Genomic DNA, 17,805 nt, shown 5'->3' with positions numbered 1-17,805 from the left:
CCGCCGCTTAAGCAGCAGGGTTCAGTAAGGAAGTGGGCAGATCTCATGGCCACCAACGGGCACTTTTCATGGCCGTCAGTGGGCAGTTCCGTGGCCGCCTATGGGCAGTTTTTCATGGCCGCTAACACAGTGGCTCTCGATCGCCGTGTCGCAGATCCTCGCCGTAACTTACACCCAGTCCATCCTGTACACCGCCCACAGCCTGGAGGACTACAACCTGAGGCGCGTTCTAGACGGTTTCCAGGACACTGCAGAGGGCCACATTGTGGCCGTAACAAGCCAGCTACTGGTGAGGTGCGAGTTTGCGCCAGGAAGGGTCCGCGCAACAGCAATCCCGCTGCGCGCCGTCGAGTCCCTGGACATCACGAGGATCACCGAAGTACGCGGCCCTAGTGGCGTCTGGCCGGATCGTCTTGAGTTCGAGGTTAAGGCAGCAGGCGAGGTGTTCACCTTCCCGCCCAGCCGCGCGTCGAACTACCAAGGCTTGCCCGCTGTCCTCGACGCGGTCCGCGCCGCCATGGTTCGAGCTTAGAGAACAGTAAAGGGGGTCGGCGGCATGGAATCCGGCCGCCGACCCCCTTCTTGGCCCACAAGGACGGCTCAGAGCGTCACGAGGTAGGTCCGGTACGGCTGTGTAAGGCTGCCCCTGGGGAGCGAAGGCGAGGAGCAGCTGGACCTCCTGATGCGTGCCGGCCGCGTGCAGAACGAATTCGATCTGGGACCGAAGCGGTCAATGGCCGGCTGGAACACCTACGCGGCTCCTCCCTCGGCTTCCGCAACCCCAGCAACTACGTAGCCAAATCACTCCTCGAATTCGACGGATTCAGACCGAAACTACACTCTCAATTCTGAAGAGTAGGTAAACGTCTATATGCTCGCCATTCCGCCCTACCGAACGACGCGCTTTATGCGTTAGGAGCCATCAACCTCACGAAATCCTAGCGACAAGAATTCTGATCGCCTAATGTTCTTACATGGACCTAAACTTCGGAGATTTGCCAGGATGGATCACGACACTTCTCGCCATTGGTGGTGTCCTCTACGGTGGCTATAACCTGAAGAAGCTAACACGAGAACGACAGCGAGAGCAGGCCAATAGAATCTACTTCGGCTCCGAGTTCGACGATCATCGAACATTTACTCACGTAATTAATCTAAGCGACGCACCCATCACGTCTGTCAGTCTCTATTTTAGAGAGTATCCAAAGTGGACATGGCAAGAGCACGCGTCGAGACCCCTGCTGATGATGGGAGACGACTGGAAGCGGGAACTCCTCTACCCCGACAACATCCCACTGGTCGTCAGCTATGTAGCGTTCACCGATGCCGCAAATCGACACTGGTACAAACTCAGCAACGGGAAGCTCTGGTCCTACGACGATCACAAAAGCCTTCACGCGCGCGTAAGGTATTTCCCCAGCACTTGGATGATCAAATTACGGACGTACGGGATGACACCGACACAAAGAGACGCATGGTTGAGGAACCACGGCTTCATCGCCGGGCTGTTCCGCTGGGGATTTGGCAAAGAGTACGACGATTGGTGAGGACGCCCGAACCATCAGCATGGTGAGACCGCCGAGCGCTGTCTACACACTCAATTCTGAAGAGATTCCCTAACGCTTTGTCAACCCTTTTTTGGCTCTGGAAGGCCAGGCAGGGTTGCGTGCACCGTCACCTGTGTTCTGCCCGGCGACGGTGTGCTATCCATCCGGCAAGGACACTCGGCCAAGGGCTATTGACGCCCCCCGGGCTGGTGGTGGCCGGGAGAGCGTCTGTGGCCTCAGACCGGTTGCCGAACGGTATCGGTCGTGGTGGCTGGCTACCGTGTCAGGCGTGCCCGTTTCGCTTCGATCGTGTGGGACCGTGATTGGGTGCGCTGTTTGGGGGTGACGGTGTAGCGGGAGGCGATGAGTTCCTTCGCGGCCCGTCTGGTGACCGGCTGCCCCTCGAGGTCACGCAGTTCATACATTTGCCCGGTGGTGAGGGTTTTCCAGGTCCTTTCGGCCAGTTTCGTGGCGACGGCGATGGTGGCCTGGGTGTGGCAGTGTCCGTGTTCGGTCATGAGCCGGTGATAGAATGCGGCCAGCTGCGGGTCCGTGGTCCGGGCGACGCTGCCGGCCTGGTAGAAGGCCAGGCGCAGCGGTGCCGGTCCTTCCTTGCTGATGGCCCGGCGGGGCTGGTTCATCGTCCCGGAGGACCAGTTTGAGGGGGTGATGCCGACATAGTTGGCTGCTTTCTTGGCGCTGTCGAACCCTGATCCGTCGCCGAAGTAGGCGCGGATGCACGGACCGGTTGCCGGGCCCACGCCGGGCAGGGAGAGGATCAGCGGGTCGTCGCCGTAGAGATGTTCCCACCACTGCCGCGCATGTGCGGTGAAGCGTTCGACCCTGGCTCGGGATTCCTGCAGGTCGGTCAAATGTTCAGTGACGTCGACAGCCAGCGCGTCCAGGTCCAGGTGACCCTCCCAAAAGTCCGCCCATCCCCGCGCTGAGGCCTTGATCGCGGCGGCACGGGCAGGGGTGTCGGCGACGTCCCGGGTGTGCGCTGCCACCACCGCTGTCAGTGTGGCGGCGCGGGCCGATGCCAGGGAACGCAGGTCCGGCCAGCGGCCCAGCACGGCGAGGGCTGTTGATTCGGATCCGGCGAAAGCGGTCCACACGTCGGGAAAGGCCCAGCGCGCCAGCGACAGCAACCGCCGCCAGTACCGGTTGCCGTCAATGACGGCGCCGGCCCGGCGGACCACGGCCCGCCGCAGTGCCAGCTGTCCCGGAGATGCCAGGATAAGAGGTGGCGGGTCGAAGATCTCCCCGGCGCGGGTGAGTACTTCTGAGTCAATGACATCGGACTTGTTCTTGCCCATGATGGCCCCGCGCAGCCGTGCGGAGTGGCGGGCGCCGATCATTTCCATCTGCCCGCCGGCCCGCTCGACCGCGAGGGCCAGTGCCAGCCAGGTCATCGAGGTCGGCTCCACGACCGCCGTCAGCGGCGCCTGAACTGCGGCCAGCCGCTGCGAGAGCCTTTCCAGCCCGGCGAGCGTCGGGTCGACCGTGAATCGGCTCAGATGCTCTGTTCCGTCATCGAAAAACTCCCGCACCGCGATATGGTGCCGTGCTGTGATGGCAGCGTCGATACCTGCCACTGCCCGCACGAGTCCTGCGGGTTTATCCTGATTCTGCATGATGGTTCTCCTCCTCGCATCGAATACGTGCGATGGGACAACCCGTCGTTGCCGGTCCACCAGCCGAGTCACCAGGCCGGGTTTCCCACCTTTGGGAGAACCGTCATGCGTTGCTTTGAGCGCCGGCGGCGATCTCCCTCACATGCCCGCAACTGTTGAGGAAGCGTCGGATACAGCTCCCGCGCTTGTAAGTCATCCGGTGCCTGCCCGGAGACGAAACCGGTGCTGCGCACCGTTCTCCTCCGGCCACCAATTCCCTCAATCGGGTCTGCTTGGAAGACAGGCCGGGGGCGACGATCTCTTTCACGAGCCATGACGCCCAGCCGAAAACCGGAACCACCCCGGCCCCTCCCAAGGCCACCGTAAACGACGACCACCCACCTCAACAGGGGGTACTTAAGGGATACAAGCCGGAAAACTGGACGCAAGAAACCAACTAGCTATCGCATAGGCGCTTGGACTGCTAACGGGGGCCCAACCAACTGGGGCAGGTCAAGGAGTCAACGAAATCGGGGCAGTCCCAACTTCTCTCGCGGCGAGGACCACGATCTATCGAACTGTCGTCGAGACCGGGGTGAGGAAAAATAGGCAGCCGCGTTTGGCGTTGTACTCGCCGACTTCGGCGGTGAACCGGAACTTATCGCCCTCGCCCACGTAGGACGGTACGTTATTGCCGGCTAATTCGAGGTCGGACATGTTCACGTTCTCGTACTTGAACGCGGGGCCCGCGGTCGTCTTTGGCCCTGCGTCCCCGGGGCCTATAAGGATGCCGTATCGGGTCCTGTAATTCTCATGGTTCTGCATGTTCGTGATCGAGCCGTCGAACTGGACTTTCTGGCCCTTGTACTTGGTCGCGAATTCCTCCATCGAGGGGGCGCAGTAGTCGGTGGACACCAAGATTGCTGCAAAGTCATTGTTGTTCTCGACGGTGATCACTTGATCTGTTTTTTCAGGCAAGGTCGGAGTAGGCAACGGGACGGGCGTATCGTTCACGGTCGCCGGCTTAATCGCCGACTTGGTCGCCAACTCGGTCGACTGGGTGGCGTTGGTGTTGCCCTTGTCCTGTGCGGCAGCGATTCCGATGCCGACAGCAGCGATGGGCAGCATAACGGCCACTGCTACCGCGAGAGCTCGCTGCTTTGCGGGCGCAAGTCCCCTAAACGCCTGCCACGTCTTCGACCAGGATGTCTCGGGCCTAACGCGCCGGAAGTTCAGCGTGGTTCGCAGCATGCCTTGGGTCTGGTCGACGAGTTCCCAGCCGCCTTCTTCCTGCGTCTTGGTAATCGAGCGGTTCTCCATACCGCGCACGGCCTGAATAGATTTGTACTCGTACCTAATGTCGCCGGACATGCGGTTCCCCAACCCCTAAATTAAGTGCCCTGGGCCTGACGGAGACTCGCGCCATCTGGTTCCCACCGCGCAGTTCGCGGTTAGCTTGATCAGCATAAAGCGTGACCATTCTTTCCGAGCCGGGGCTCGCCAAATAGGGCCCAAAAACCTCGAAAGCGACGGCGGTTCTCAGCAGGGGCTTCGGGCCCGTAACGAGCCCGTGAGCGTTCTGGGGCGTCTGGCTTGATGCCTTCGGCCAGCACTGGGTCGAGAGAGCTGTTCGGCGGCCTGGCCCAGCAGTTCTCCAACTACACGTTCAATCGCTTCGAGGGGACCGTCCCGGCGGTGCTTACGGAGTGCGACACGGCCTGGGCGCCGCGAGCTCACTGAAACCAGTCGCCGCCGTCTCACGACCTCTAGGTCACGGCACAGCCACTTCCCGTCGGTGGGCCTGACAGCGCAGAACGGGCGGAAGTGTTTAGAGTAGTCGGTTTCATATTGTTGTCTCCCGTTCTCTCGAGGAAACCGGGACTGAACATTCAGGGAGCTGCGATGAATCTCGCAGACTACCGTTTTCCGACCGCCGACCTGGGTGCCAGCATGAACACAGTCGCGCTGATCAGCACAGCATCGCCGCCGGAGGGATCATCATCGACGAGCTCGCCGGAGGAAGAAGAGGTAGGAAACGGAGTGGGATTTCCTCGCCGGAACCGAAGACCTCAGAGCTTCCGGGACGGCTGCAATTCTCCCTCTTCCTGTACCGGCGGGGAGGGCGATGCGAAGGCGATCGGCCAAGGCGGCACAAGAAGAGGGCGAGTGCTTCTGTCAGGACGATGACGACGACAATTGCCGCGGGCGATTTTTCAAATCAAGAGTCGGCCTTTCACTATCCTGCTCATCGTGCTGTGTCTGATTCTGCCGGGCTTGACTGAAGGTTGGCACGCTTTCGAGCAACTGGCGGACCTCCGTGCGGCGGACATCGGCGGACGAGCCGGGGCGCTCCGATCGCCGGGAGTTTTGGTTGGTGGCCCACACGCCAAGGGATCGCTCCGAGGCCGCCGCGGTCTTGGTGGTACGTGGGCGCCGGCCGTGCTCGGCGATGAACGCGCGCAGCGCTTTCAGCATCTCCTCGGGGTTCGCGATCTGGCGAATGACTGCGGGCCACCCTTTCGGTGCGCTCCGGACTGATCTTTCCTGATTGGATCCGTGGGCGTAGCTGGTGAACGAGGTAATACGCAAGGGCGTGCTCCTCTGTGCCCTTGGGCGCGGTGGGCTTCGGAAGCCGGAGATGCGCGCGGTAAAAGGCGTCCAGACGGTCCAGGTTGTCCGGCCCCGCTGGGGGTGTATCCAGAACCCCGGAAACTGGCAGCGCTCGGAGCATCACGGCACGCTCTTCGGATAACCGGCCCTCGCCGAGAGCCTTGCGTTGGGTCCTGATCCAGGACCCAAGTGCCTGTTCGAACGTGTCGTGGCAGGTGACGCGCGGAAGATTTCCGGTCAGATCAAGGAAGGCGCGCAGGTCACCGTAGCGCTCCTGCCACTGTTCCTCGCGCGTTCTGACGGGGGCTCTTACGGGTGCCGCTGAAACGCGGCTCTCGGCTCCACCGGGAAGCCCGACTTCTTGATTTCTGCTTTTCGCTGCCATGACAGCCCTTCACTAGTCCGGTACGTTCTTAAGTCCCTATGCGTTTGAGACGCCGACGGCCTGTTCCATCGTCTCTGGAGCGGATCAGCGCGTGCTTTCGGCCGAACTTGGAACGAGGGATTTCACCATTCGAGTTCCAGATCTTCGGTTCCTCAGCACTCGAAGAACGATATTGCCAAATCGGGAGGACCGCACGGCTCGTCGCGCGTGACATCCTTTCTGTCCGATTAGGATCTGAACAAGCACAGGAGCGACGCCGAAACGGGGGCGATAAAGACGCCTGCGACAACTTCTGAAGACCTCGAAATGGCGTACAAGTTCTGGGGATTAGACCGGAAACGGAATCAACGCGGTTTCGAAGAGCGCTATCGAACTCGCGGGGTGGTGAAGAAACTTGACGCTTCGGTCCCGGTCAGCGACCTGCTCCGCAACGCCCCGGCTCAGCTGTTGTGGACTTCCCTTGGGACCCCTGAGCAGCTTCTGGGGGAGCGGCGGGCAGCGTTCGGCACCCACCCTTGACGACGGCGGATCCGACGAGGCCCGCACGAAGGCCGTCAGGGACCTCCTGGCAGCCTCCGGAATGGTCGCCAGCGCCGAGGGCGTTCAGGAGGTTGTCGCCGAACTGATCGTAAACGGGTTCGGCGAATCTCATGAGGGAGTGCAGCTGGATGTGATCTGGTACGACCCCGTCGAGGACGCCGTTAGCACCCCTCGCGGGGATGGCGACGAGGCCGGAAACAAGGTGCTGGAATTCGCTGAACGCACGTGCTGCTGATCGATAAATGGAACGGCTCCGGCCACGACGTGAAGGTCCCGTCAGCCCTGAAAGGGACCCGGACGAGATGCTTTCCGGCCAACGAAGGGGGCGACGAAGCACCTCAAACAGGGCGCGCGTACACCGATTACGGTGCCGGCGGCTACTTTTGGGACGCGACGGCGGGGTCCACAAGCCCGCATACCGGGACGGAGCGCCTTCCGCGACCTAGTCTGAATGATCAAAGCTCCTGCGGGCACCGTTGGGCTCTCTGTGGCCCGGGAAACGCTTTGGGCATGTCCCTAGCGGGATGTTGTAATTGAGTCGCTCAGAGGGTCAGCCAGGGCGGAACCGCGTGAATCACGTGCCCCACGTGCTTGTTCCCGGCCGATGAGTCGTTGCCGTCCCGACCGCGTGGGAGATAGGCACATCGCGCACCGTGCCCGCCGACCTGGCGAACGGCTTGTTCGGAAATTTGTAGTTTCCGGACCTTCCGCTCGCCCGCTCTTCCGCCGACATCATTCGCACGCCTGTTCGCGTCCGCTCAGCCTTCAGATCACGCCTGCAGCTCCTCGTAGACCAGCTCACTCAGCATCTTCAGTAGGGCCTGCATTTTTGTCTTGTCGCCCAGGGCTTGGAGGCTCAGGTTGTAGTGGCTGTCCATGGAGTTGGATACCGCCTCTGTGACAGCAGATTCGAGGTGCGGGCTGCTGCCGAAGTGGCTTCGGGAGTTGTTCTGCGCCTGCTTCTGCAGGACCTCGTTCTTGACCAGTTCCCGCCGAACACCCTCTACGAAGTGGCCAACTGCGTCGAGCTCTTCGCCTTCGAATGGGAGGTTAGCCCGTTGGATGACTTCCTCCCACGTCACGAGGACGGGGTCCTTGCCCTGCCCCGTTCCGACGTCGGTCGGCGGCTTCAGCAGCGCTTCCTCATCCGTGAGTTGCAATTGCGCCTCGCCCTTATCCTTGAGCGCGTACTTGGCCAGCACAACGCCGGAGAGGTCCAGCGCCACCCGGGCGTCGTTGACGCGGAGCACCGGCAGAAGATGCTTGTAATAGATCGATCGTTTCTCCAGGTCCGTGTCGGCGAAATCGACGATCTGGGACAGGAAGTCGTAGGCGCGGACGAAGGAGCCCAGATCCTTGCGGAACAGGTCCAGCTCGTCCTGGGCGGTCTTGTCGCCTTCGGCGACGGCTTCGTTGTAGCGGGTGTTGAAGCGCGACTTTGCTGGGGCCACCCAGCCAGAGAGTGCGTTGTTGCCTGCCTCCAGGACATAGGACTTTACGAGACCGTCTACCTCGGACTCGAGGTAGATCTGGGCGGCATCAAGTTTGGCCTGAAGATCATGCACCACGTTCGGGTCGGAGACACCCTCCAGAGCGGCTTCACGGAAGTAGGGCTGGAAGGACGCCAGGATCTCATCCGGATCGTTGACGAAGTCCAACACAAAGGTCTGGTCCTTACCCACGGCGGTGCGGTTCAGCCGCGACAGAGTCTGCACGGCGGAAACCCCGGAGAGCTTCTTGTCCACATACATCGCCACAAGCAGCGGCTGGTCGAAGCCGGTCTGGAACTTGTTGGCCACCAGCATGATCTTGTACTCGTCCGTGGAGAACGCCTCCGGCAGGGTACGGCCCTTTACGCCAGGGTTCATGTTGATCTCAGTGAACGCCTCGGGACCGGATTCGTCGTCATTCACTTCCCCGGAGAACGCGACCATCGCCCCTAGTCCGGTGTAGCCAGCGTCGTGGATGTATTTGTCGATGGCGAGTTTGTAGCGGACGGCTTCCTTGCGGGATCCGGTGACGACCATGGCCTTGGCCTTGCCGTCGAGGCGCCAGGCGACGTTGGCGCGGAAGTGCTCCACGATCACCTGGACCTTCTGGCTGACGTTGTACGGGTGCAGCTTCACCCAGTTCATTAAAGACTTCAGCGCCTCGGACTTCTCTACTTGAGTGTCGTCTGAGTCATAGTCCCGGCCCTCGTGGGTGAGCCGGTAGGCGACCTTGTAGCTGGTGTAGTTCTGCAGCACGTCCAGGATGAAGTGTTCCTCGATGGCCTGCTGCATGGAGTAGAGGTGGAACGGCTGCGGTAGCCCGTCCGGGCCCAGGCGGCCGAACAGCTCCAGGGTCTTGGCCTTGGGCGTGGCGGTGAAGGCGAAGTAGCTGATGTTTCTCGCGTCGGCACGCTCGGCCATCTCCGCCGCCAAAAAGGATTCGACGTCGAACTCGCCGCCGTCGTTCACGTCGGCGAGTTCCTCGGCGGAGAGGACCTTTTTGAGCTTGTTGGCGGTGGAGCCGGTCTGGGAGGAGTGAGCCTCGTCGGCGATGATGGCGAAGTTCCGGCCCTTCAGGGCCTGGGATTCGGCGATGGCCTTCAGTGCGAACGGGAAGGTCTGGATGGTGACGATGATGATTGGTGTCCCGGCCACCAGAGCGGCGGTGAGTTCGGCGGATTTGGATCCTGCGTTGCCGCGGATGGGGACGACGACGCCGGACTTGTGCTCGATCTGGTAGATCGCGTCCTGGAGCTGGGCGTCCAGTACGGTCCGGTCCGTCACGACAATAACGGAGTCGAAGATCTTTTCGTTGCCGGCGCCGTGGAGGGAGCTGAGCTGGTGCGCTGTCCACGCGATGGAGTTGGTCTTGCCGGACCCGGCGGAGTGCTGCACCAGATAGCGGTGGCCGGGGCCTTCGGCGCAGGCGGTCTCGATGAGCTGGTTGACCACGTCCCATTGGTGGTAGCGGGGGAAGAGCAGCGACTTGCGGACCTCCCGTTCGCCGGTGACGGGGTTGGTCTTGTCGCTGATCTGCAGGTGCAGGAACTTGCCGATGATGTTCAGCCAGGAATCGCGCTGGAGGACCTGTTCCCAGAGGTAGCTGGTGGCCGAGCCCTTGGGGTTGGGCGGGTTGCCGGCATGGCCGTTGTCGCCGAGGTTGAAGGGCAGGAAGTAGGTGTCCTTGCCCTTGAGTTCGGTGGTCATCTGAATTTCGTCGTTGCTGACGGCGAAGTGCACCAGGGCGCGGCGGCCGAAGGACAGCAGCGGCTCGTCCTTGTTTTTGGCGTTGCGGGGGACCCGGTCCTTGCGGTACTGCTCGACTGCGTCATTGATGTTCTGCGTGAAGTCCGTCTTGAGTTCGATGGTCGCGACCGGCAGGCCGTTGACGAACAGGACCAGATCGATGCTCCTCTTCGTGTCGACGGTGGAGTAGTGGACCTGCCGGATGACCCGGAGGCGGACCTTGCCGTAGCGCTCGAGGGTTTCCGGGTTCAGGCCCATGGCCGGCTTGAACTGGCACATGTCGAACCTGGCCGCGACGTCCTTGAACCCCGTGCGCAGGACCGAGAGCATGCCGGCTTCCTTGGCCGCCGGCTTGTCCAGAACCTTGCACAGCCGGTCCAGCAGCAACCGCTTCGCGACTTGGTGCTCCGCGGGGGAATCCGTGGGCTTCAGGACCTTGGCGAGCTGTTCCGGCTGGGTGTCGGCGAGCCAGGCGAAGACATCTTCCGGGACGAGGGCCCGGGTGGCGTCGTAGAGCTCACCGGCCTTCCGGCGTGGCTCGTAGATCCAGCCCTGCGCCGCGAGAGCCTGGCAGATCTCGTCCTCGAATGTCACTTCATTGTGCTGCGCCATAAAGTTCCCCCTAGATGCTGTCGAAGAAGTCTTGGTCGAACTTCTTAACGGCGATGGTGCTTTCGACTTGGACCCCGACGCCGTACCGGACCATCAGTTCTGCCAGGCGCTGCCCGTCAATGAGCTTGAGGGAGTAGTGAAGCGTCTCGCGCGCCACGGCCTGGGCATCGGTAGTGAATCTTGACGTCGTGATGAACAGACCCTTGGTTGCCCGATGCTGCATGAGGGCGCCGCTGAAGGCCTGCACGTCTGGACCGCCGATGGCGCGGTCTTGGGCGTATCGCTTTGCCTGCAGGTACACGCGGTCAAAGCCCAGGGAGTCCTGCCAGATGATTCCGTCGATGCCCTTGTCGCCGCTGTACTGGGTGGGCCGAAGATTCTCCTGCCGGTCAGTTCCGTAGCCCAGGGACTGGACCACCTGCAGGATGAGTCGCTCAAAAGCCTGGGAATCGAGCTGGAGCAGACTCTCGTAGATCTGCGCTTCCAGTGAGTCGTTGAGCCGTTTCTCGGCGTTGATCAGCGCCTCCGTCGGAGAGCTCTCCTCGTCGAGTTCGTCCGTGACTTCGAGAGCCGATGGTTCGGCGCCGGAGGTTTCGACCGCCTGCCTCTTACGTGCGCGCAGGTCAGCCTTGTGCGCACGGTACATATCCGTGCCTTTGATCGTTTGGCGGACAATCGGCTGGCCCGATTCAATGACGGCCTTCCCGGCAGATGAGATCTCGTAGGTCGCCGCGCCGACGCGGACGACGAACCCTGCAGTCACACATTCGGTAATGGCCCAACTCAACCTGTGGGTCCAACGAACCGTTCCGGACGGGAGGCGCTCGGCCCGCTCATCATCACTCAGCTGCAGGGCTACAGATACCCGAGCAAAGAGGTCCTGCCTGCTGTGGGCTTGTCCGTCATTTAGCACGTTCAGTAGCGGTGCTACGTACTCGTGCACTTTCCTGCTGGCTGTCACTCTGCGAACGCCTCGTCTCGTACATCGATCTTGCCGGTGACAGCGGCAGAGATCAGGGCGGAACGGCGCTCCAACAGAAGGCGCATTGTCGCCAATGCTTTCGTTACGATATGGGACATTTGAGCCAGCCGGTTGTCCAGCGAATCTACGATCTCGGACTGCTCATCTATTGGCGGGAGCGGCACGGTCACACTCCCCACTCGCTCCACATTTAGGTTGCCCTGAGAAGTAACGGGAGCTTCGCTCGTGAGTTCGTCACGTTTAGCAGTCAGGGCGTAGTAGAGGAAATCAGTATTTGCCTGACTCGTGGGCTGAAAGCCCACGACAGAATCAGGGGCACAACTATCGAACGAAAGTATCGCAACGTCGGCGATGTTGGCGGCGATTGCCATAACTAGTGTTCCTTTCGGCATCATGGCACTAGTTTCCATGCCAGCCGCGGACAGCGTTTGGGAAAAATCACTTATGTATTTTCCCTTCGCGCGAGCTATCGCTCCGGTCTGGATGAACGGGTATTCACCGCCGTAGAGGTGGGGGGCGTTTCTGGGGCGGTGCATGAATCGGCCGCGCTTGACCCGGCTGCAATTCTTCAGTCTGGGGAGAGACCAGTGAACAGGCACGTCGCCGAGCCAGGGAATGCCGGAGGGTTTGGTGGGGGCGGTGGGGTCGAGGCCTTTGGTGACGGTGTGGATGATGATGGCCTGGCGCTTCTCGGCGAGCAGCTCGATGAGCCGCTCCTGCTTGCCGATAAGGTCGTCGATCTGGGCGGTCTCGCGGTCAAGGAACTCGGCAATACCTACCTGTTCCTGCAGCGGAACTTCGACAAGCGGAACCATCGCAAATTGCGAGTAGTTCATCGACTGCCCATCCCGCAGTTGATTCGTCGTTGCACGAAGTTCTTGAATGTAACCAGCGGATTTTAGGAGGTAATAGAAAAAAGGGGGGTGCACTCCGCGCTTGGGGCGCAAGACGGTGTATGCCGGGCTGACCTTACCTTCATTTGCTGACCATTCGATGCCTCCTTGAAAGCTTCGCAGGTGAATCAGGAAGTCGTCGGGGCAAATCTTCTTCATGTTTTCGCCGCCCACGATGGTCTGGACAACCCGCTGGTCCTTCTCAGCCATGAACTGGGCTTGGGATATAACCCCGTACTTTTGCGAAGCCATCAGATGGATGGCATCCGAATCCGGACGATCCGCACGGAGACTAAACAGCCACTTGCTTGGGACGACGCTCCAGTGAGTCGGTACGCTTCCGAGCCATTCGTGACCCGAGTCCTTGTATTCTGCGTATGCATTGAGTGCTGTCACTGCTCGACCTCTGCCAGCAGCGTGGTGATCTCTCCGATGAGTTTGTTGAGGTCGGCGTCGATTTCGTCGAGGGACCTGGGTGCGACGTATTCGTAGAAGTGTCGGGTGAAGGGGATCTCGTAGCCGATCTTGGTTTTGGTGGGGTCTAGCCAGGCGTCGGGGACGTGGGGGAGGACTTCGCGTTCGAAGTAGGCCTGAATGTCTTCGCTCAGGGGGACGTTTTCGGTGTCGCGCAGGTCCGTGTCCGGCTCGGGGGTGCCTTTCGGGCCCGTGCAGACGTCGGCGGTCTCGTCGCGTTCGGAGAGCCCCGCCAGCACCGCCTTCAGGACGGGCGCACCGAGTTTGAGCCCGGACTGGGTGAGTGCCGGTTTCAGTGCCTTGAGGAATTGCTCTCGGTTGGTCCAGAGCGTGGTTTCGGCTTCGCCGATGTGGGTGAGGGTTTTTTCGAGCAGCTGCCGGTCGTCGTCGGATAGTTTTTCGACCGGCTTCTGCGCGAGGACGGCGTCGATCCGTTCGGGGGCGCAGGCGAAGTTGAGCTTGAGGGGGCGTTCGACGGTGATGGTGGAGTAGCCGAAGTCCCGGTTGTTGAAGATCTTGGAGGTCTCGGTGTCGTCCTCGAAGGCACCGTAGAGGCTGACGATCCGGGCGATGTCGCCGGGCCCGAGTTCCTTGCGTTTGGATCCGAGGCTTTTGCGCATCTTTGCAAAGAAGTCGACGCCGTTGATGAGTTGGATCTTGCCGACGCGTTCGGGGTGTTTTTGTTTCTTGCTGTTGGAGAGGATCCAGATGTAGGTGGCGATGCCGGTGTTGTAGAACATGTCCGTGGGCAGGGCGATGATGGCCTCGACGAAGTCGTTCTCGATCAGGTATTTGCGGATCTCGGACTCGCCTGAGCCGGCGCCGCCGGTGAACAGGGGTGAGCCGTTCAGGACGATGCCGATGCGGGAGCCGCCGTCGTGCGCGGGGCGCATTTTGCGGACCAGGTGCAGGAGGAAGAGCAGTGACCCGTCGCTGACGCGGGGCAGGCCCGGGCCGAAGCGGCCCTCGAAGCCGTGGAGTTCGTGTTCCTTCTGGATCTGCGGCTGGATCTTCTTCCATTCCACGCCGAAGGGCGGGTTGGAGAGCATGAAGTCGAACTGCTGGCCGATGTTCTGGTCATTAGCGAGGGTGTCGCCGACGGAGATCTTGGAGATGTCCTGGCCCTTGATCAGCAGGTCCGACTTGCAGATGGCGTAGGACTCGTCGTTGATCTCCTGCCCGTACGCGACGAGGGAGGCGCTGGGGTTCAGTTCGTGGAGGTGTTCCTGGGCCACGGTGAGCATGCCGCCGGTGCCGGCGGTGGGGTCGTAGATGGACCGGACAATTCCCTCTTTGGTGAGGACGTCGTCGTCGTAGTTCAGAAGCAGCTGGACCATGAGCTGGATGACCTCGCGCGGGGTGAAGTGTTCACCGGCGGTCTCGTTGGAGGCTTCGGCGAAGCGGCGGATGAGCTCCTCGAACATGAGGCCCATCTCGATGTTGCTGATGGTTCCCGGATGGAGGTCGATCGCGGCGAAGTCCTTGGTGACGTGGTAGAGCAGGTCGGCGCTGTCCAGCTTTTCGAGCGTCTTGTAGAACTCGAAGCGCTCGAAGATGTCCCGGGTGTTCTCTGAGAAGCCTTGGACGTAGTTGAGGATGTTGGCCTTGATGTTGGTGGGGTCATTCAGGAGCGTGGCGAAGTCGAAGCGGGAGGTGTTGAAAAAGCTGTGGCCGGAGGCCTTCTGCAGGAAGGTGTCCAGCGGGATGTTCAGATCCCTCTTGGCCTCTGCCTCGGCGAGGACCGCGTCTTTGGTTTTCTCGAGGACGCAGTCGAGGCGGCGCAAGATGGTGAACGGGAGGACCACCGAGCCGTACTGTGCCGGTTTGTAGGTGCCCCGCAGGATATTCGCGATGCTCCACACCAGGTTGGCGTTGTTGTTGCCGGCCACTGCTCCCACTTCCCTTGCGCAGGCAAAGGACGGGCGGTGTCATGCGGTAGCGGCTGTTACAGCCGTAAGCGTTGCCCCCATTGCCGTGCAGCGTTCATCGATCACGCACGTACTTTCTCTTGCATTCTATGGGGAGGGGTCCATTTTCCGTGTCCGGAGGGGGGAGATCAGCGCGGCGTGAACAGTTCAGGCGAGTCGCGCCCTGGTTTCGATACGAAGAATCGGGATGCCGGACGTGGAAGCCTACGCGAGGCGTGAGTGCAGCCAATGTCAGGCGGTCACGCCGTTGGTCCGAACGCCCTGTCCATGGCTGCAGCCATGTCCCGCGACCCTCCCGGCAGCAAATTCAAAACGTGCCGGAAAAACCCCCAGCTATGAAGTTCCTGTAGATCTTTCACGACGCCGGCTCATGGGGACACCGAGCATAAACCGCGTGGCCACCGTCTACCGTGACCAGAGCGTGACTACACGGAAACGACACGTTTACGACACGCTTTGAACGGGAACTGCCGGGATCCCGCGGGTAGAATTTCGACATCAATAGCCGCGAAATTGCTGGTCAGGAGCGCTTTTTGGGCACCGCCGGGAATGCCCGGGATACCCCGCCGTGATAAGCGGGGGTCGTCGGTTCGAATCCGACAGGGGGCCCGCGAAAAACCGCGCCGCTGCCGGGTCCCACCCCGTCGGCGGTGCGGTTTCTGTTTTAACCCCGGCCGCCAACCCCCAAACCCACCACAGCCAGGCAACCGGCGTCGGGCCCATCACGCGGTCCGCTGACGCGCGGCAGGGGGACATAAGGCCCTAGACCCCGGAAACCGGCCGGCGGAATCTTGGCGTATGACAGAAACGAATCCGGAATTGACGCCGGACATCAGGTCCACCCAGTTGGAGGCACTGCCGACCGCCGTGCTGCGCGAAACCGTTCCCATGAAGGAGTTGACGGCGTTCTTCGACCGCGCCTTCAGCGCCGTACTGAGTGCCGTCCAGCAGCAAAACGTCCAGCTGGCCGGACCGCCGTTCGCGATGTACCGGGGGACGCCGACCGACGTCGTCGACGTCGAGGCCGGATTTCCCGTCGCAGCACCTTTTCCCGGTGTTGCGGGCGGCGAAGTGACGGCGGGGACACTGCCCGCGGGCCATGCCCTGGAGGCGACCCACATGGGCCCCTACGACACTCTCCCGGACACGTATGGGCTGATCATGTCAAAGATGCAGGCCGAGGGCCTCACCCCCGGAGGAGCCATGTGGGAGTCCTATCTCACCGACCCGGCCGCGGAACCCGACTCGTCCAAGTGGAAGACGCTCGTCGTCTGGCCGGTCGCCTGAGGGACAGCCGACCGCGGGCGGCGGCCGGCGCCGCCGGCCTGTCAGCGCTTCTGGCGGGCCCGCGCCCTCCCCTCCGCGGAGCGACGCGACGCAAAATGTCGGATTCGCCACACTATTGTTCCACTGCGTGCATAATGTCCTAAACTGCTTCACTGAGGTGCCTGAGATGGCGCTGCGCAGCAACGAAAGTGAACCCCCAAATGGCTACCGATTACGACGCACCCCGCAAGACAGAAGAAGAAACTCCCGCTGAATCGCTGGAGGCCCTTCAGGCGTCCCGCAGCGGTGGCGCCCAGACGGCTGTCATCGATCTCGACGAGAACGACACGGCCGAAGGCATCGATCTTCCCGGCGCTGACCTGTCCGGCGAAGAGTTGACAGTTACAGTTGTCCCCGAGCAGTCGGACGAATTTACCTGCTCGTCCTGTTTCCTGGTGCGTCACCGGTCCCAGGTGGCCAAGGAAAAGAACGGTCTGAAGTTCTGCCGCGATTGCGAAGGATAGGGGACCTTCCGCCGCGAATCACCACTTCATACCAGTCACCGCCAAGCGCCGGATCCCGATGGGGGCCCGGCGCTTCGCTGTTCCCGGCGGGTATCGCCGGCGGCAGAGGGTCCACTGCGGTGCAACGCTCCTGTGACCGGGACCGGGGCAAGCTAACGGTTGGGCGCCGAAACAGCTGGGCCCTCGTTTTGGCTGCCAAAGGCTCCTATTCTGGAGTTATCTCATCTCCTGAGGGGGCGGCCGAGTGAAAACATTCCGGGTGTTGCTGTTGGCTATTGTGGTGGCGATTGGATCGGGGCTGGTAGCGCCCGGTCCGGCCTCGGCAGATCCATACTGCGGACTGGTGTGGGGATCGCTGATAAAAGCGGATCCTGCGATGAGCCAGGCGAAGGTGAACAACGTCCGCACCGGGCAGCACTACTGCTTCGACCGGCTGGTCATCGACCTCAACGGGCCAGTCGGCGGGTATACCGTGCACTACGTTCCGCAAGTGGTCCGCGACGGCTCCGGCCTCCCCGTCCCGCTGCGGGGCCAGGCGTTCCTTCAGGTCACGGTGAACGCTCCGGCGTACGACGACAGCGGCAACTCAACCTACACCCCGGCAGATCCGGCCGAGCTCAGCAACGTCAGCGGCTACCAGACGTTCAAACAGATCGCGTGGGCCGGCAGCTTCGAAGGGTATTCGAGCCTCGGCCTCGGGGTCCGGGCCCGGTTGCCGTTCCGCGTCTTCGCCCTCGCCGGACCCGACGCCGGCTCACGGCTGGTAATCGACGTCGCCCATTTCTGGTGAGGGCACTTCCGCCCGGGTCGAGTCAGAGCGAATTGAGATCCGCCCGGAGCGGGTAGTCGCGGCCGTCCAGGACCAGCTGGGTGCAGCGGCGGGTGGCCGGGTTCAACACGATCGGAGCCATAAGGTTCACTGTGGTTGCGGCGGGGGAGTGATTCAGGACGACCAGTATCTGGGGCGCGTCCTCCTCCACAAGCTCCAGTGCCTGGCGCGTGGCGGCCGTGACCGGCGGGTTGTAGGTGGGCACGAAGACTGCGGCGTCGGCGAGGAACAGCCGCGCAGATGTACCGGAGGTCGCTTCCAAGGCGTACAGTCCGGTTGCCCCTTCAACGCTCCGGAGGGTGAAGTCATGAGCGTCTTCAAGTCCTGGCATCGGGACCGTGAATGAGACTGGCGTGTTCAGCACCG

At 61.8% G+C, this 17,805-nt stretch carries 14 protein-coding genes, 1 tRNA gene and 1 pseudogene; 7 read left to right on the top strand and 9 right to left on the bottom strand.

The window, feature by feature from the left end; genetic code table 11:
• The first annotated feature begins 100 nt into the window (after positions 1-100).
• Positions 101-532, top strand: coding sequence for a hypothetical protein (locus QMG72_RS11760; protein ID WP_283480582.1), 432 nt, complete (start codon positions 101-103; stop codon positions 530-532).
• 442 nt (positions 533-974) lie between these two features.
• Complete coding sequence (locus QMG72_RS11755) at positions 975-1,547, top strand: hypothetical protein (protein WP_283480581.1); 573 nt, start codon at positions 975-977, stop codon at positions 1,545-1,547.
• A gap of 275 nt (positions 1,548-1,822) precedes the next feature.
• Here the strand turns inward: QMG72_RS11755 and QMG72_RS11750 are convergent, their stop codons facing one another.
• The 4 genes and pseudogenes from QMG72_RS11750 to QMG72_RS17850 all read right to left on the bottom strand — a co-directional run.
• On the bottom strand, positions 1,823-3,181 hold the full coding sequence (locus QMG72_RS11750; protein ID WP_283480580.1) for an IS110 family RNA-guided transposase: 1,359 nt from the start codon (positions 3,179-3,181) through the stop codon (positions 1,823-1,825).
• A 549-nt stretch (positions 3,182-3,730) separates the two neighbouring features.
• Positions 3,731-4,531 carry a DUF4839 domain-containing protein gene (locus QMG72_RS11745; RefSeq protein WP_283480578.1) on the bottom strand — a complete coding sequence of 267 codons (801 nt, stop codon included), beginning with the start codon at positions 4,529-4,531 and terminating at the stop codon, positions 3,731-3,733.
• 804 nt (positions 4,532-5,335) lie between these two features.
• The gene (locus QMG72_RS11740; protein WP_283480577.1) at positions 5,336-5,749 is read right to left on the bottom strand and encodes a helicase associated domain-containing protein; all 414 of its coding nucleotides are present in this window, start codon (positions 5,747-5,749) and stop codon (positions 5,336-5,338) included.
• A 139-nt stretch (positions 5,750-5,888) separates the two neighbouring features.
• Positions 5,889-6,155 (bottom strand): annotated as a pseudogene (locus QMG72_RS17850) (helicase associated domain-containing protein); the annotation flags it as partial.
• Positions 6,156-6,615: 460 nt separating this feature from the next.
• On the opposite strand from QMG72_RS17850, the gene QMG72_RS11735 reads away from it, so the two are divergent.
• Positions 6,616-6,930 (top strand): hypothetical protein, encoded by a 315-nt coding sequence (locus QMG72_RS11735; RefSeq protein ID WP_283480575.1) that lies wholly within the window; start codon positions 6,616-6,618, stop codon positions 6,928-6,930.
• A 535-nt stretch (positions 6,931-7,465) separates the two neighbouring features.
• Here QMG72_RS11735 and QMG72_RS11730 read toward each other — a convergent pair.
• From QMG72_RS11730 to QMG72_RS11715, 4 genes are read right to left on the bottom strand one after another with little or no spacing between them, the layout of a single operon-like run.
• Entirely contained in the window at positions 7,466-10,543 is a 3,078-nt protein-coding gene (locus tag QMG72_RS11730) for a type I restriction endonuclease subunit R (protein WP_283480573.1), read from the bottom strand.
• A 10-nt stretch (positions 10,544-10,553) separates the two neighbouring features.
• Entirely contained in the window at positions 10,554-11,486 is a 933-nt protein-coding gene (locus tag QMG72_RS11725; protein WP_283480592.1) for a restriction endonuclease, read from the bottom strand.
• 14 nt (positions 11,487-11,500) lie between these two features.
• The gene (locus QMG72_RS11720) at positions 11,501-12,814 is read right to left on the bottom strand and encodes a restriction endonuclease subunit S (protein WP_283480572.1); all 1,314 of its coding nucleotides are present in this window, start codon (positions 12,812-12,814) and stop codon (positions 11,501-11,503) included.
• The gene (locus QMG72_RS11715) at positions 12,811-14,781 is read right to left on the bottom strand and encodes a type I restriction-modification system subunit M (RefSeq protein ID WP_283480571.1); all 1,971 of its coding nucleotides are present in this window, start codon (positions 14,779-14,781) and stop codon (positions 12,811-12,813) included. Before QMG72_RS11715 ends, QMG72_RS11720 begins: the two co-directional genes overlap by 4 nt.
• A gap of 565 nt (positions 14,782-15,346) precedes the next feature.
• Here QMG72_RS11715 and QMG72_RS11710 point away from each other — a divergent pair.
• The 4 genes from QMG72_RS11710 to QMG72_RS11695 all read left to right on the top strand — a co-directional run bounded on the left by QMG72_RS11710 (position 15,347) and on the right by QMG72_RS11695 (position 17,400).
• Positions 15,347-15,429: transfer RNA gene (locus QMG72_RS11710), tRNA-OTHER, on the top strand.
• Positions 15,430-15,618: 189 nt separating this feature from the next.
• Positions 15,619-16,107 carry a GyrI-like domain-containing protein gene (locus QMG72_RS11705; protein ID WP_226776322.1) on the top strand — a complete coding sequence of 163 codons (489 nt, stop codon included), beginning with the start codon at positions 15,619-15,621 and terminating at the stop codon, positions 16,105-16,107.
• A gap of 200 nt (positions 16,108-16,307) precedes the next feature.
• Positions 16,308-16,610 carry a DUF4193 domain-containing protein gene (locus QMG72_RS11700; protein WP_226776323.1) on the top strand — a complete coding sequence of 101 codons (303 nt, stop codon included), beginning with the start codon at positions 16,308-16,310 and terminating at the stop codon, positions 16,608-16,610.
• Positions 16,611-16,854: 244 nt separating this feature from the next.
• Positions 16,855-17,400, top strand: a complete 546-nt coding sequence (locus QMG72_RS11695; RefSeq protein WP_226776324.1) for an AMIN-like domain-containing (lipo)protein — start codon at positions 16,855-16,857, stop codon at positions 17,398-17,400.
• Between the two features lie 22 nt (positions 17,401-17,422).
• On the opposite strand, the gene QMG72_RS11690 is transcribed toward QMG72_RS11695, so the two are convergent.
• Complete coding sequence (locus QMG72_RS11690; protein ID WP_283480591.1) at positions 17,423-17,803, bottom strand: flagellar assembly protein FliW; 381 nt, start codon at positions 17,801-17,803, stop codon at positions 17,423-17,425.
• Positions 17,804-17,805: the final 2 nt, after the last annotated feature.

Origin of the sequence: Pseudarthrobacter sp. PH31-O2 (assembly GCF_030063265.1) — a bacterium.
Taxonomy (GTDB): Bacteria; Actinomycetota; Actinomycetes; order Actinomycetales; family Micrococcaceae; genus Arthrobacter.
The sequence above is the reverse complement of the archived record's forward strand: the minus strand, read 5'-3'. Positions and strand labels throughout refer to the sequence as shown.